Origin of the sequence: Paenibacillus camerounensis, assembly GCF_000723885.1 — a bacterium.
Lineage (GTDB): Bacteria > Bacillota > Bacilli > Paenibacillales > Paenibacillaceae > Paenibacillus_AQ > Paenibacillus_AQ camerounensis.
The window spans coordinates 1-14,245 of record NZ_CCDG010000041.1 but is presented as its reverse complement, the minus strand read 5'-3'; the positions used below and the strand labels follow the sequence as shown (position 1 = coordinate 14,245).

14 protein-coding genes are annotated in these 14,245 nt (G+C 50.8%); 9 read left to right on the top strand and 5 right to left on the bottom strand.

The genetic code is table 11. The features are described 5' to 3' along the window. Positions 1-11 precede the first annotated feature (11 nt). Positions 12-848 carry a helix-turn-helix transcriptional regulator gene (locus tag BN3772_RS15890; protein WP_042200667.1) on the top strand — a complete coding sequence of 279 codons (837 nt, stop codon included), beginning with the start codon at positions 12-14 and terminating at the stop codon, positions 846-848. Between the two features lie 129 nt (positions 849-977). Continuing rightward, positions 978-2,090 (top strand): citrate synthase/methylcitrate synthase, encoded by a 1,113-nt coding sequence (locus BN3772_RS15885; RefSeq protein ID WP_042200666.1) that lies wholly within the window; start codon positions 978-980, stop codon positions 2,088-2,090. Between the two features lie 131 nt (positions 2,091-2,221). Here BN3772_RS15885 and BN3772_RS15880 read toward each other — a convergent pair whose 3' ends face one another. After that, on the bottom strand, positions 2,222-2,509 hold the full coding sequence (locus BN3772_RS15880) for a hypothetical protein (protein ID WP_042200665.1): 288 nt from the start codon (positions 2,507-2,509) through the stop codon (positions 2,222-2,224). Between the two features lie 71 nt (positions 2,510-2,580). Then, positions 2,581-3,723 (bottom strand): MFS transporter, encoded by a 1,143-nt coding sequence (locus BN3772_RS15875; protein WP_042200663.1) that lies wholly within the window; start codon positions 3,721-3,723, stop codon positions 2,581-2,583. A 163-nt stretch (positions 3,724-3,886) separates the two neighbouring features. On the opposite strand from BN3772_RS15875, the gene BN3772_RS15870 reads away from it, so the two are divergent. Next, positions 3,887-4,648 (top strand): exodeoxyribonuclease III, encoded by a 762-nt coding sequence (locus BN3772_RS15870; RefSeq protein ID WP_042200813.1) that lies wholly within the window; start codon positions 3,887-3,889, stop codon positions 4,646-4,648. 83 nt (positions 4,649-4,731) lie between these two features. Here BN3772_RS15870 and BN3772_RS15865 read toward each other — a convergent pair whose 3' ends face one another. From BN3772_RS15865 to BN3772_RS15855, 3 genes are read right to left on the bottom strand one after another with little or no spacing between them, the layout of a single operon-like run. Beyond that, entirely contained in the window at positions 4,732-6,204 is a 1,473-nt protein-coding gene (locus tag BN3772_RS15865) for a serine hydrolase domain-containing protein (protein WP_042200661.1), read from the bottom strand. A gap of 36 nt (positions 6,205-6,240) precedes the next feature. Beyond that, on the bottom strand, positions 6,241-7,713 hold the full coding sequence (locus BN3772_RS15860; protein ID WP_042200811.1) for an amidase family protein: 1,473 nt from the start codon (positions 7,711-7,713) through the stop codon (positions 6,241-6,243). 26 nt (positions 7,714-7,739) lie between these two features. Continuing rightward, positions 7,740-8,873: a VanZ family protein gene (locus tag BN3772_RS15855; protein WP_042200810.1), complete on the bottom strand. Its 1,134-nt coding sequence runs from the start codon at positions 8,871-8,873 to the stop codon at positions 7,740-7,742. 221 nt (positions 8,874-9,094) lie between these two features. Between BN3772_RS15855 and BN3772_RS15850 the strand changes: the two genes are divergently transcribed. The 6 genes from BN3772_RS15850 to BN3772_RS15825 form a co-directional block, all read left to right on the top strand. Beyond that, a complete protein-coding gene (locus BN3772_RS15850; RefSeq protein ID WP_042200659.1) occupies positions 9,095-9,442 on the top strand; it encodes a hypothetical protein in 348 nt (115 codons plus the stop codon). 222 nt (positions 9,443-9,664) lie between these two features. Next, positions 9,665-10,897 (top strand): aminopeptidase, encoded by a 1,233-nt coding sequence (locus tag BN3772_RS15845; RefSeq protein WP_042200658.1) that lies wholly within the window; start codon positions 9,665-9,667, stop codon positions 10,895-10,897. Positions 10,898-11,035: 138 nt separating this feature from the next. After that, positions 11,036-11,569 (top strand): sigma-70 family RNA polymerase sigma factor, encoded by a 534-nt coding sequence (locus BN3772_RS15840; protein ID WP_081947602.1) that lies wholly within the window; start codon positions 11,036-11,038, stop codon positions 11,567-11,569. After that, the gene (locus BN3772_RS15835; protein ID WP_042200657.1) at positions 11,562-12,689 is read left to right on the top strand and encodes a DUF4179 domain-containing protein; all 1,128 of its coding nucleotides are present in this window, start codon (positions 11,562-11,564) and stop codon (positions 12,687-12,689) included. The genes BN3772_RS15840 and BN3772_RS15835 overlap by 8 nt, the downstream gene beginning before the upstream one ends. A 276-nt stretch (positions 12,690-12,965) precedes the next feature. Beyond that, positions 12,966-13,286 carry an antibiotic biosynthesis monooxygenase gene (locus BN3772_RS15830; RefSeq protein WP_042200656.1) on the top strand — a complete coding sequence of 107 codons (321 nt, stop codon included), beginning with the start codon at positions 12,966-12,968 and terminating at the stop codon, positions 13,284-13,286. A 155-nt stretch (positions 13,287-13,441) separates the two neighbouring features. Next, positions 13,442-14,245 (top strand): hypothetical protein (locus tag BN3772_RS15825; protein ID WP_042200654.1); only part of this gene is annotated, 804 nt, incomplete at its 3' end.

Here is a 14,245-nt window from a genome sequence, read left to right as displayed (position 1 = left end):
GGACAACAACCATGTCCAATGAGACAAGACTGCAGGCGCTGTCAGGCTTTTTGAAATCGCGCCGTGCGGCTATTACCCCGGCCTCCGCCGGACTGCCGGAAGGCACCCGGAGAAGAACACCGGGGCTTAGGCGGGAAGAAGTGGCACAGCTGGCCGGTGTGAGCAGCACATGGTATACCTGGCTTGAACAGGGAAGAGATATCAAGGTATCCCCCTCAGTGCTGGACTGCATTGCCGTTGCACTTAAGCTGACTAAGGATGAGCGGAATTACCTGTTTGCACTGGCACTCGATAACGGCCTTGGTCCGGCTGCTTATCAGCTTGAGGAGTCAACGGTAATCAGCCCCTCCCTGCACAAAATCCTGCTGGAGCTTACTACCTGCCCAACCATCATATCAGACCGCCACTGCAATATTGTCGGCTGGAATGAGGCTGCAGCCCATGTATTTCTGGATTTCGCTGCACTACCGGCGGAGGGGCGGAACATGATCTCCCTTCTGTTCGTCCGCAAAGAATTTCAGCGGCTGGCCGTGAACTGGGAGCAGTTTGTCCGCGGATATCTCTCTATTTTCCGGGCATATTACGGCCAATATGTAGAGGACCGCTGGTATGATGACTTTATTGCGGAAATGAAGGTGCAGCACCCCCGGTTTCAGGAGCTGTGGGAGGAGAGCAGGGTCAGCAGTGCGCCGGATGTAGTGCTGGAATTCCGCCATGCCAAAGCAGGTAAAATGCTGTTCCAGCTTACCTCGCTCCAGGTTCATGGTACCGCTGATTTACGTTGCAGCATCTATACTCCGGCCGCGGATTCCAATACAGAATCCAAGCTGCGGCAGCTGATGAAATAAGCTTTTGCTATAAATGATAAAAAAAATTTATGTATTCATAAAAAACAATAAATATGCAATATCGAAATTCCGGCATATACTTCTTATATGATGTTAACTTTAGTACGACCGGAAAAGGAGTATGTAACAATGGCAAAGGTAACCGGATTAGAAGGCGTAGTAGCAGGAGAAACAGATATCGGGCTGGTGGACGGCGAGAAGGGATATTTAGTTTACCGCGGGTATTGGGCAAAGGAGCTTGCTGTAAGCAGGAGCTATGAGGAGGTTGCATATCTGCTGTGGAACAGCCGCCTGCCGGATGCGGATGAACTGGCTCAGCTTAAGCAGGAGATGTCAGCAGCCAGAGCGATTCCAGTGTATTTGAAAAGGATGATTGATCTGCTTCCGCCGTCGGTTCCGATGATGCTTGTCCTGCAGAGTGCAGTCGCAGCATTGGGTGACAAGGACAATGCGACGTGGCCGCCGACACTCAAGCAGGCGATCCGGCTGACTTCGGTCCTGCCGGCGATTATTGCTTACAGATACCGCAAATTAAACAACCTGCCTGAAATTGAGCCGCTGACAGAGCTGGGGCATGCGGCAAATTACCTGTATATGCTGAATGGCAGTGTTCCTGAGCAGGCGCATGTTCAGGCGCTCAGTGCCTACCAGATTCTCTGCATGGAGCACGGAATGAACGCTTCAACCTTTGCATCCCGGGTTGTTCTGTCAACCGAATCGGATATGTGTGCAGCTGTCTGCGGGGCGATCGGTGCCATGAAGGGGCCGCTGCATGGTGGTGCACCTTCAGAAGTCATCTCTATGCTGGAGGAGATCGGAACGATGGACCGGGCTGAACCGTGGATCCGTAATGTTCTAGACAACCGCGGCAAGATTATGGGCTTCGGCCACCGGATTTATAAGACCAAAGATCCGCGCGCAGAAGCGCTGATGATAGCAACCAGAGAGATGATCGGCAAGGATCCGTCCTTCGATCTGGCTATTCATGTGGAGCATACTGCGATCCGGCTGCTGGAGGAATACAAGCCGGGCCGCCGGCTGTTTACCAATGTTGAGTTCTATGCTGCGGCTATTCTCAAAGCGCTGCAGCTGGACCCGGACATCTTTACACCGACGTTCACGGCAGGAAGAATTGTCGGCTGGACCTCGCATATTCTGGAGCAGTCTGCAAACAACCGGATTTTCCGTCCGCAATCGGTATATACAGGTCCTATGCCGGAGACAGAAGCTGAAGTTGTATAACGGATTAAGCTGCTGTACGATACGAAACCCCTGGCCGCTCAAGCGGCCAGGGGTCTTTTATTGAAGGAGGAGGATTATGAGCGAGTATGGCGGATACTCTGATCACATTATTGTTAACGCTGATAGTTCACTTAGAAATCTGATGTTGCAATCTGGATAAAGCCAAAGGTTGCTCCGGCAGCGGTGCTTCGCAGAGCAGCAACAAGCAGATGCGCCAACTGGATGGTGAGACTGTCAAACGGCGGGATCGTGTAGGTTACTATAGGAGCATTGACAGCGTACAGTACCAGATCTACCGGAAAAGCGGAGTTGTTCTGGACGGTAACAGCAGCATTTGCTCCGCCGTTTAGATTTTCATAGTACGATTTGCCGACTCCGGCCGGCAGGTTGAAGAATTGTTGCGGTAATAAAATAGCCATGTTCATGACCTCCTTTTGCATTTGATAGATTATCATATTCAACGAATCTATTAAATGCTGATACGTATGTCTCAGGAGGTTCGCACATTCTTATAGTGAAGAGCAAATCCGAAGGCAGTGCCGAAGAGGGACATTGCCGCTACACTCAGAAAAAAGATTTTGCCGCCAAAAGTTCCGTAAAGCGCACCGCCTGCATAGGAGGCCAGTATGCCTGAGACGCCAAAGAACAGAAGTGCGAGTACAGTCTGTCCGGTAGCCCGCCATTCCTCGGGTACGATGCTATACAGATACTGAATGGCTGCCGAATAAAATACCGGAAAGGTCAGCACCTGCAAAACCTGCAGATAAGCCAGCACGTGAGGGTCTGATATCCAGGCTGAAAGGAAAAAGCGGACAAAATAAAAGAAACCGGCAAATGTAATAATAATCAGCTCTTTACCTTGGCGCAGCCACCGGAAGCTGAGGGCGAACACCACGATTTCACTGATAGCTGCGAGAAAAAACGATTGGCCGACGAGAGCAGAGCTGCCCCCGAGCTCTAAAATATGTACACCCAAAAAGGTATCATTCATTCTGGCCGGTACAGAGCAGATGAAGATTAGCAGGAGAAACAGCAGCGTTTCCCGGTTCTTAAGAAATAGCTTAAGGCTGCCAAGCGTAACGGGCTTACCCGATACAGGAGCGTCCGGCATTCTCCAGCTGATTGCGAAACCTGCGATACAGCTGCCGGCAAACAGCAGTCCCAGGCCTTGTGCTCCGAAGGAATTCAAGACATATCCGGTAAGAAGCGCCATAACTCCGTAGCCGAGAGCGCCATAGGTTCGGATGGAGCCGTAGCTTATACCGTTAACCTCAGCGATCCGGAAATTCAGGCTTTCGGTAAGCGGATCAATGGGCATCAGAAAGAAATACAGCAGCATCGCAAACAGCACCAGCTGAATATAACTGCCTGAAGCGTATAAAAAATAACCGGTGACCGCTGAGCACAGGAGCAGCAGGAGCAGTACCCTGCGGATTGTACGGGTTCTGTCACTTATCATTCCCCAGAGCGGCTGGGCGATAATGGTAATGAAGCCGCCTGTTCCGATAACGAGGCCGGTCTGCCCCGGACTCAGCCCCTGCATATCCAGAAAGACGGGCAGGAATGGAATAAACATTGCCAGCAGGGCAAAGTACAAAAAGTTAAAGCTCCTGAGCAGTGCGGGAGTATTCATAGTTTGGCGATCCTCACATTTTCTTTGAATTGAAAAGCAATAGCCCAGTTATTGTATCATGCTGCCGTAGTCACGGACAGTTGATAATATGGTACACTATATTAGTTCAACTATTTATATTAAATTCTTAATAAATGATCTGACTATAAGGAGAATGAGCATGATTAAGCTGGTATCCTGGAACGTCAACGGCCTGAGAGCCTGTGTGGGCAAGGGCTTTAATGAATATTTTAAGGAAAGTGCAGCGGATATTTTCTGCGTACAGGAGACAAAGCTGCAGGCGGGACAGATTACCCTGGATCAGGGAGAGGAATACTATCAGTTCTGGAATTATGCGCAGAAAAAAGGGTACTCGGGAACAGCGGTTTTTACCAGAATCAAGCCGCTTTCGGTAAGATACGGGCTGGAGGAGGACTCAGAGCCTGAAGGCCGTGTCATTACGCTGGAATTCGGCAGCTTTTATCTGGTTAATGTCTATACGCCCAACGCCAAACGTGATCTGACACGCCTCGATTACCGGATGGAATGGGAGGACCGCTTCCGCGGTTATCTTCTGGAGCTGGACAAGCTGAAGCCGGTGCTGGTCTGCGGAGACCTCAATGTTGCCCATGCTGATATTGACCTAAAAAATGCCAAGTCCAACCGCGGAAATTCAGGCTTCACCGATGAAGAGCGCGCCAAAATGACCACACTGCTGGAGGCTGGGTTCATTGATACGTTCCGGTTCTTTTATCCGGAGACAGAAGGTGCGTATACATGGTGGTCCTATATGCCGAAAGTGAGGGAGCGGAATGTCGGCTGGCGGATTGATTATTTTCTGACTTCCTCCCGGCTTGGCCCCCAGCTGATTGATGCCTCTATTGATTGTAATGTGCTGGGCAGTGATCATTGTCCGGTTGTGCTTAAGATAAACGAGTTTGTCTAATAGTCTGTTGCGTGTAAAAGCGGCCATGCATCCCGGTAGGGGGTGTCATGGCCGCTTGTTTGTAAACTTATAGGTCTGGCTGATTACGGCTGGAGCGTGCCTTGAATCTGTACTGGTGGCTCTAATGGCCCCATTGTCACATTTACCGTCATTGTCAGCAGGATGGCTTGTTCTTTCACCGCAATCTCTAGCGTGTAACAAAAGGGTGTTTCTACAAGCAGCATGGTCAGCTGCAGGACATCCCCGGGCGCCCAGGTGAAGCTTGACATAACCGCATCTGCTGAGTCGGAGTCCTGCATAAGCTTTGCACTGCTAAACATCCATTCACTGCGCCCCAGTACGACTTCCTGAATGCCGGCAGGCACAGTGCGTAGGGTGAGTATGGCTTCATTGCTGCTGAAGGTAACGGACAATGTTTCGAGCTGATATTCGTTGGGTTCCATATGATAGACAAGACTATTCATTCCGGCTTCCGCATCTGAAACGTTCACCGCCGCCGGGGGATCAAACCGCAGTGAGCTTAGCTGTTCTGACAACAGATCCGCTGCTGCCGGATGCAGCGCGGCAGGCTCTTTCTCCCCAGACATGCCCGGTAGCAGCAGTTCCCATACCGCATTCATTACCTCCTGCATTTTATTTGTACCGCTGGTAATCGCGATGACGGCATCCTGCTCCGGCATAATGATACAGAACTGGCCAAAAGCCCCGTCGCCCCGGTAAATGTTATGCCGGCATCTCCAGAACTGGTAACCATAGCCTTGGGACCAGTCACCGCTATCCGGCTGTCCGTCGCCGTTCGCGATCTGCTTCGAGCTTGCAGCCTCTATCCACTCCTGCGGGAGGAGCTGTTCGCCGTTCCACATGCCTTTTTGGAGATAAAGCTGGCCGAATCTGGCAATGTCCTCTGTAGTTATGCTCAGCCCGTAGCCACCGGTGTTGATACCGCGCGGACAGGATTGCCACACCGGATTGCTGATCCCGAGAGGAGCGAAGAGCCGCGGAATGAGATATTCGAGCAGAGTCTGACCGGATGCCTTCTGCAGGATAGCAGACAGCATATAAGTTGCCCCGGTGTTGTACAGGAAAAAAGTACCCGGCTCCCGGTCAACAGGCTGCCGCAAAAAGGCTTTGACCCAGTTGCCTTCCGCATCATTCAGCAATTCAGTCATCGTATCCTCAGTGTGCCCTGTACCCATCATAAGCAGATGGCTGATATTCATCTGTGCCAGGTTACTGCCGGGCTGATCCGGGGCTTCTTCAGGGAAGAAGGAGACCACTTTATCCTCCAGTGACAACAGCTGCTCTGCAGCGGCAAGCCCGACAGCTGTGGCTGTGAAGCTTTTGCTGAGTGAGAACAACATATGCTGCCGCTCAGGAGTATAGGGCGACCATGAGCCTTCGGCTACAACATGGCCGTGACGCAGGAGCATGAAGTTGTGAAGGGTGAGATCGGCTTCCTTAATCCGGTTGAGGAAGGCAGATACAGCGCTTGACCGGATACCTTGTTCTTCAGGCAGACTTCTGGGCAGTTGCGGAATAACACGGGTCTTGTTCATGTTAATAGCTCCTTATTCTAAAATGGATAGGCATTATTAAGTAAACAGGCGGGGAGGATAACGCCGTTGTGCGGCCTGTTCAAAACTGTAAGCAATACAGATCAGGGCCGGCTCACTGAAAGCGGTACTGCAAAAGGTCACCCCGTGAGGGCCTTTTGTAGTGTAGCCTCCGGGTGTTATGCTGCCGTCAGCTGCATACCCGGCAGGTACGGTAATGAGCGGGTAACCGGCCCTTGCCGCAATATCTGTTCCATGGAAGCCAGGGAACATTACAGCATCAAGCTGATACTTGGACAACGCGTAATCTATTCCTTGTTCTCTTGCCGATGCGCGGGATAGCTGAAGCTCCTTCCGGTACTGCGCTTCTGTAATTTCTTCCCCGGAATACTCGAGCCATTCCAGCGTTCCCTGGCCGTATTTCAGCGCTTTGTCACTGTGTTGCAGATTATATTGGATCAGTTCACTTAGGCTGTGTACGGGAAGATGACCGGCAAGCTTAGCCAGGTAGCGGTTCAAGCCTCTTTTGAACTCATATTGCAGCATCACAGGACTCCAGTCGGCCGCGAGGCAAGGCAGCTCTACAGGATCTATGATTACAGCGCCGTTGTCAGCCATTACGGCAATGGCATCATTCATAATCGCCAGAACATCCGGATGCAGATCCTGATAGACGGTTGCCGGAATGCCGATCCGCTTGCCCTGCAGACCTTGCGGGTCAAGAAAAGCTGTGTAATCCTCTGGAATTAGACCTATGTCCCGGTCTGCTGACCGGGAAGCGGCAGGCCCGGCCATAGCTCCCAGCAGCAAGGCGGCATCAGCTACGCTTCTGGCCAGCGGACCGGCTGTGTCCTGACTGCTGATGCCGGGGATGATTCCGGCCATGCTGACCAGTCCGGCTGTCGGCTTAATGCCGACTACACTGTTCTGGCTGGCCGGACCGATTATAGAACCGGAGGTCTCGGTTCCAACGGCTGCGGCTGCCAGATTAGCTGCTACGGCTGCCGCACTGCCTGAACTGGAACCGCCTACGAACAGCTCACCGGGTCCATAAGGGTTCAGGACCAGTCCGCCGCGGGAGCTATAGCCTGCCCACATGCCTGGAGCCATGAAGTTAGCCCATTCCGTCATGTTCGCTTTGCCGAGAATAACCGCACCTGCTGCACGTAAATGACTGATGAGATCAGCATCAGCCGAGGCAAGTGAATCTGCCAGAGCGATTGAGCCTGCGCTTGTATGAAGCTTGTCAGCGGTATCAATGTTATCTTTGATAAGCAGAGGAATTCCATGCAGGCTGCCGCGGGGGCCTGTAACCAGCCGCTCCTGATCCAGCTGCGCGGCAATTCCCAGCGCATCTGGATTCAGCTCAAGCACAGCATTAATGACGTTGTCATGTCTGCCGATCCGCTCAAGGTATAGCTGCACCAGCTGTACCGAAGTCAACGAACCACGGGTCATTTCGGCCTGCATCGAGGCAATATCGGCTTCTATAATCCAAGTCCTTGGATTCATTTGTTCCACAAGGCATCTTCTCCTTACTAATCAATGGTATACGGCCGGAGCTCCGGTTCCGATAACAGCTGTTTTTCCGGCCATAGGATTACATTCCGGGTTCCGCTCAGGCGCTCGTAGAACAGCTCTTTCTTACGGAATATGCTAATGATGATATGGATGAGAAACAGGAGATCCGCCAAGAGTACAATACCCCGGGCGGTAGCAGCCAGCTCCTGATGAAGGGCGGCAGCGAATATAGAGTCGAACAGGATAATGTTCATGCCCGGCAGAACTCCATACAGAAGTCCGTACCTTACAGTCAGCCTCCACAGCCGCGGCGCATCCGATCTGCTCTGCACGGCAATACGCACCACCCATTTGCCGGGAGTCCGGCCTTTGGTCAGGCATGGAATCAGCAAAAAGTAAGCAGTAAGTGTAATCCAAAACGGAGCCGGTACAGGAAGCAGGCTGAGCAGCCCGGCAGCGGGCATCCATACACAGGCATCCAGTAAAAAAGCGATAACCCGGCGTGTAAAGGTAACCCGTTTTGCACTTAAATCCTCATTGGCATCCAACTGTTCAATCTGCGGAAGCAGCCCGGAGATCCAGAGGGCGATACGGTATCCGATAATTCCGCCAAGTGTGTTAGTTATCAGGTCATCTACATCAAATACCCGGTAGGGATGATCGAAGAAGCCGTATATTCCGGTAATCTGTGTAATCTCAAACGACAGGGACAGGCTGAAGGAGAGCAGAATGCACACTACCCATCTCGTGCGGAAATAATAACCGAGAAACATGCCGAACGGGACAGTAAGCAGCACATTGAATACAGCCTGATAAAAAGCCGGCTCCTTCAGTAAAGACAGATAGGTAGAGGGAGTATCCGCAGTAAAGCGGCTGCTGTGCAGAATCTCCTCGATGAACTGAAGGGGAACAAGCTGCAGACTCCCGCCGGCTGGAGGTAAATTGTGTCTGGTTGCCGGAAACGGCAGCATAATCAGGAATAAGGCATTCAATAAATACAGCAGCAGAAGATACAGAATGAGCGCCCGGAGCTTGTGGATATACCCGTGCCTCCGGTACTGGACAATCAGAAAAGGCAAGGTAAACAGCAGTGCTGCAACCGGGAAGGCCAGGAATGCATAAGAGATCGGAAAAAGATAGGATTGAAACATAGTCCACCTGCCGTCAGTAAATTTGCTTCGCGCATACGTTATATTTACCAGTCTTCCGGCTGGAATAATCAGATTAGGATTATTAATATAGACGTTACCGCAGATGGAATCCCTGCAGATTGCTTTTCTATTATAGAATTTATTGAAAACGGATTCTATGGATTTATTCATTATAATGATTCTCTCCGGCATACATATGTCAGGAGAGGAGCGTGAGCTGAATGGATAAGAAGGTGCAGCAATACTACAAGCTCAAAATGAAGCAAAAGGAGATTGAGAAGGAGCTTACAGAGCTCAGGCAGGAGATTATCGCCCACTGTGCCGCTTTGGGGGAGACTGAGGTGCTGGCCGGCAGCTATAAGGTGAAGCTGGTTACGCAGAAACGCAAGGAATATGACGATGAAAAGCTGTATAATACGCTGGCTGATCCCCAGGTGTGGCGGCTGCTGTCCAAGGCGGATTCTGCCAAGGTGGCAAGCCTTGCCAAGCTGAAGGTTATTGAGGAAGAGAGGCTCACCGGCACGTTTACTGTAAAAGAAATAACTTTGCTGCAGGTGGATAAACAATAAGGCGTGAGCAGGCAGTTTGGATGAAGGCGGTTCCTGCCCGGGAACCGTTTTTGTATATATAGAAATCATCATTTGCAGATTATCTTAGATGAAGCAAAGGATAGGCCCTGTGAAGCTTACGCAACAAAAATCGCCATCTTGTGTGTTTTGCGTTAAAATAACTACTGGAGCTTTTATTGAGATAAGAATGGCAGAACAGACAGAGATGGAGGAAATGGAACAATGAAGGATTTCGGAATCATGCTTGAGAAATATGCCGATCTGGTGGTGAAGGTCGGAGTGAATGTGCAGCCCGGTCAGGTGCTGATGGTGCATGCACCGCTTGAAACAGCAGAGCTTACCCGTCTTATCGTAGGCAAAGCGTACGAAGCCGGCGCAAAATATGTAATGGTGGACTGGGATGACGAGGCGGTTACGCGCATCCGGTATGAGAAGGCGCCTGAGGATTCGTTCAGCTATTATCCGCAGTGGCATGCCGATATGCTGGAAGGCTTTGCTGAAGAGGGCGGAGCGATTTTACATATCAAAGTACCAAATCCTGAGCTGTTCAACGGTATCGAATCTGCCAAGGTCTCTACAGCTGTCAAAGCAGCTGCGATTGCCCGCAGGAACTATCAGAATTACACCCGCAGCAGCAAAATCAGCTGGTCGCTGATCAAAGCGCCGACCCGTGCCTGGGCGGATAAGGTGTTCGCCGATCTGCCGCAGGAGCAGCGGATTGACGCTATGTGGGAAGCGGTATTCCAGATGAACCGGGTGGGCAGCGAGGACCCGGTAGCGGCGTGGCGCGAGCATATTGCAGAGCTGAAGCTAAGCCAGGACCGGATGAACGCCAAGCGCTACAAAAGCCTGCACTACCGCGCACCCGGCACAGATCTGCATGTAGAGCTGCCTGAAGGCCATCTGTGGCGCGGCGGCGGCGGCGAGAACGGCAGCGGTGTATATTTTGTAGCGAATATGCCTACTGAAGAGATCTATACGATGCCGCTGCGGACAGGTGTGAACGGGACGGTTGCCAGTACGCTTCCGCTCAACCTCAACGGGCGTCTGGTTGACGGTATTACATTCACCTTTACTGACGGAAAGGTAACCGCCTATGATGCGGCTTCCGGCCGTGAGCATCTGACCACCCTGCTGGAAACGGATGAAGGTGCTTCCTATCTGGGCGAGGTCGCTCTGGTACAGCATGATTCTCCGATTTCCCGTCTGAACAGAGTGTTCTATAACACCGGTATCGACGAAAATGCTTCCTGTCATTTTGCGCTGGGCAGCGCCTATCCGGTAAATATCGAAGGCGGCGTGGGCCTCAGCAGCGAGGAGCTGATCAAACGCGGCGCCAATGTCAGCCTGACCCATGTTGACTTCATGATTGGCTCAGCCGAGCTTGAGATTGACGGTGAGCTTGCTGACGGTACGGTCGAGCCGGTGTTCCGCAAAGGTAACTGGGTGCTGTAATTCAGGTTTGGATTGTGAATTTATTATAAGAAGAAGAGCCTCCATGCCGGAGGCTCTTTTGAATTTGTCCGCAGGGAAAACTGTTTACGGGTGCTCTCCGTCTTATACTTTGTAGGGCTGGAAAGAGGAGGGGGCTGGATGACAATGTCTGGCATAGAGATGAAAAGGTTGACCGGCACAGCTTCAAGTGAAGAGGCGAGGTTCTATGAATCGGTGATGGAGCACAGCGCCCGGCTGTATCAGATCGCTTACAGTTACCTGGGCAACCGGAATGATGCACTGGAAGCGGTGCAGGAGAGCACATGCCGGGCCTGGATCAAGCGGAAAACGCTGAAGGACCCGGGCGCTTTTAAAGCATGGATCATCCGTATTCTGATCTACGTCTGTATCGATGAGCAGCGCAGAAGGAAAAGAAGTGTTCCGACACCGGATGAGCGTATGCAGGAGCGGGTTATGGTGCAGAACAACGGACGGCTGGAGATGCGCTGGGCGCTTGATCAGGTTAAGCCGAAGTACCGTCATGTGCTGCTGCTCAAATACTATAACGACATGACGCTCGGGGAGATAGCGGTGCTGTTGAACAAGCCTGAGGGTACGGTTAAAACCTGGCAGCACAAAGGGCTTAAGCAGCTTCGGGCGATTATGAAGGATCGGGGGGAGTGGAATGATTAACAGCAGGGAAGAGCAGATTATGCTGGAGGAAGCGGCCAGGCTGCAGCTGCAGCTTCAAGGGGAGACGGACAACCATCAGATCAGGCTGGCGGTTCAAAACGGTATGGAGCGCGGAAAAAGCGGCAGTAAGCGGAATTCGTTAATGAAAGGGGCTTTTTACGGGGTGGCTGTAGCAGCAGTGGTTGCATTCGTGCTGTTCATCATACCGGTATGGCATGCCGATCAGCAGATTCCCGTAAATACCGAGCCGCAGGATTGGGGAGTGCTTGAGCCGTTCAGGGAATTCATCAGCTATAAGAATAATGCAGAAACCTTTGAATCAGCGGTACGTAATGATTATGTTCAGCTGCTGGACAACGGGGTGGAAGTGGACGGATATCTCATAACCCTGAATGCAGTTACGGCAGACGAGAACCGGATTATCCTGTTATACACGGCAGAAACGTCGAACGATCAGGAGATTTACGGCTTCAGCAGCAGCAGAATGCTGGATGTTCAGACCGGCAACCGCCTTAACCGGACCGGAGGGATCGGGGCACACGCCAAGCTAAACGGTGAGGAAGACTATCATAAATATTACGGAAAAAGCGAGTTTGAGCTGGACCGCAGCAGGCCGTTTCCGGAGCAGCTGGAGGCAGACTTTCTGATTGCTTCGGTCGATCCGGGCAAAATGGATGATCCGAAGACCGGCACCATTATGGCGGATATTCACTACTCTCCAAGAATTAAGTTTGTTATAGATCTGGATCAGAAGTTCAAGGAGACGAAGACGGAGGTTATCTATCCGAATAAGGAATTTCAGATAGAAGGACATGAGGTTGTACTGAGCCGTGTTGAAATGTCGCCCTTGATGATCAAGGTCAGGTATGAATTGAAAAATGAAGACGATTATAAATGGGAGGTTAGGCAGAGGGTCTTTGATTACTTCTTTGGAACTATTGCTTCAAGGTCCGGTTCCCGAACAGTGGAGTTGCCTATGAATACGGGGGCAGGACTGTCGAATGGCTATGAACAGGTGTTTGCCAGTAACCGGCTGGATCATCCCGATTCCCTTTTACTGGAGATCAAATCAGGACTAGGCATCGATATGTTTGTTAAGCAATTTGAGCTGCTTAAATAGTAAAGCCAAGCCCCCTGCTTACAGCTAAGCGGGGGTCTTATGCTTTTCTGGCATCCTCCCCAAGCCCGCTACCGTCTTGCGTCAGAATTTCTGCCCGGTGATATTTTTGGCGGCCTGACTGGTATGCAGCTCCCATAATCCGCTACTGGACAAAAGCAGACTGGAAATGATAACGATTATCAATTAGAATGAAAGGTAGTTGCGTATCCAACTAAAATAGCGGGGATGCACTGTGCAGAGCCTGCCAGCACACCCTATACACAGGAGGAATCATTGATGCTTATTCAGACGAGATCCATCGTAGTAGAAAAAGGATACAGCTCCCAGATTATTGAAAAATTCAGCGCACCAGGCGCACTTGAGGAAATGTCGGGGCTGATTGATATCAGCATCGCGCTTAACAAGAAGGGCAAGGACAATGAAGAGGTTCTGCTGCTGATCCGCTGGGAATCTGAGGATGCCTGGAAGAACTGGGAGAAAAGCGACGCACATATCCAGGGTCACCGCAACAGCAGGGGACAAGAGAAACCGGCTTATATCCTGAGTACTGCTGTTAATATGTATGAGGTACAGAAGGTTAAAGAGGGTAAGGTTTAAGAAAAATAGAGCAATTGTGCTTCCAAAAAACTGCCGGCGATCTCAGCGATTGCAGGCAGTTTTTTGCTGCAGGGCTGTATCAAAATTCCTCTGGAATATCTTTGCATTTGTGATACATTTATGAGTGCGTCATACACAAAGGGGGATTTTGGAAGATGAAAGGTTTGAAATGGATGCTTGCTGCATTACTTGCGGTGAGCGTGCTTTTGCCGGGGAAGACGGTTCATGCAGCAAGCACAAATATTATTGATTTTGATGAAGATGAGGGGAGCTATTTACTAAGTGATGGTACGGTCTGGATAAAAGATACTGCCAAGGGAGGATATAAGCAGCTGAATTTGGATCTTGCCGAGATTGAGTCTGGCTACGGGATTCAAAGTAACGGGAATCTTATACAACTCTCCGGAGTCGATCAGCCTGATGTCGTGAATAACACAACCAAGGCAGTTCAAATATCAGGAAGATTATATTTGGACGGGGAAGGCAGTGTCCGCAGTCTGGCAAGCGGGGGTATAGTTGAATCGGATATTTCTATGTTCGCCAAAGTAGGCGGATATGATGTCTATTTAACTACATCAGGTATGATTAAAGCGATTTATGGATTTGGCGGCAAAGTTGCGCAATTTAACAGTGCGGCTGAAATAGTCTCACTGGACGGATATACCAGCTCACCGGGAGCTGTAGACCTCATTTCAGTTGTTTTGCAATCAGGCGAAGTGCTGGTCTATAACAGAAATAATTATGAACCGAAAGGTTTGAATAAATATATACCCGTAACCATCACCGAAAATGCAGCAGAAGCCCGATTCGATGACGAAGGTAATCTGGTTGTCCGAATGAAGGACGGTAGCGTCTGGAGAACCGGATCTTCTGAAGCTGACCGTTATAAGCTCACAGAATCATTTCCGGGTCTTAAAGGTATAGCCGGGCTAAACTCTGTCTATAGCCAAGGTATGTAT

What these genes read in the sequence shown, in the direction of transcription:
- BN3772_RS15890 (WP_042200667.1), top strand. Translation starts at nt 12, where the DNA reads ATGTCCAATGAGACAAGACTGCAGGCGCTGTCAGGCTTTTTGAAATCG.
- BN3772_RS15885 (WP_042200666.1), top strand. Translation starts at nt 978, where the DNA reads ATGGCAAAGGTAACCGGATTAGAAGGCGTAGTAGCAGGAGAAACAGAT.
- BN3772_RS15880 (WP_042200665.1), bottom strand. Translation starts at nt 2,509, where the DNA reads ATGGCTATTTTATTACCGCAACAATTCTTCAACCTGCCGGCCGGAGTC.
- BN3772_RS15875 (WP_042200663.1), bottom strand. Translation starts at nt 3,723, where the DNA reads ATGAATACTCCCGCACTGCTCAGGAGCTTTAACTTTTTGTACTTTGCC.
- BN3772_RS15865 (WP_042200661.1), bottom strand. Translation starts at nt 6,204, where the DNA reads ATGAACAAGACCCGTGTTATTCCGCAACTGCCCAGAAGTCTGCCTGAA.
- BN3772_RS15860 (WP_042200811.1), bottom strand. Translation starts at nt 7,713, where the DNA reads ATGAATCCAAGGACTTGGATTATAGAAGCCGATATTGCCTCGATGCAG.
- BN3772_RS15855 (WP_042200810.1), bottom strand. Translation starts at nt 8,873, where the DNA reads ATGTTTCAATCCTATCTTTTTCCGATCTCTTATGCATTCCTGGCCTTC.
- BN3772_RS15850 (WP_042200659.1), top strand. Translation starts at nt 9,095, where the DNA reads ATGGATAAGAAGGTGCAGCAATACTACAAGCTCAAAATGAAGCAAAAG.
- BN3772_RS15845 (WP_042200658.1), top strand. Translation starts at nt 9,665, where the DNA reads ATGAAGGATTTCGGAATCATGCTTGAGAAATATGCCGATCTGGTGGTG.
- BN3772_RS15840 (WP_081947602.1), top strand. Translation starts at nt 11,036, where the DNA reads ATGACAATGTCTGGCATAGAGATGAAAAGGTTGACCGGCACAGCTTCA.
- BN3772_RS15835 (WP_042200657.1), top strand. Translation starts at nt 11,562, where the DNA reads ATGATTAACAGCAGGGAAGAGCAGATTATGCTGGAGGAAGCGGCCAGG.
- BN3772_RS15830 (WP_042200656.1), top strand. Translation starts at nt 12,966, where the DNA reads ATGCTTATTCAGACGAGATCCATCGTAGTAGAAAAAGGATACAGCTCC.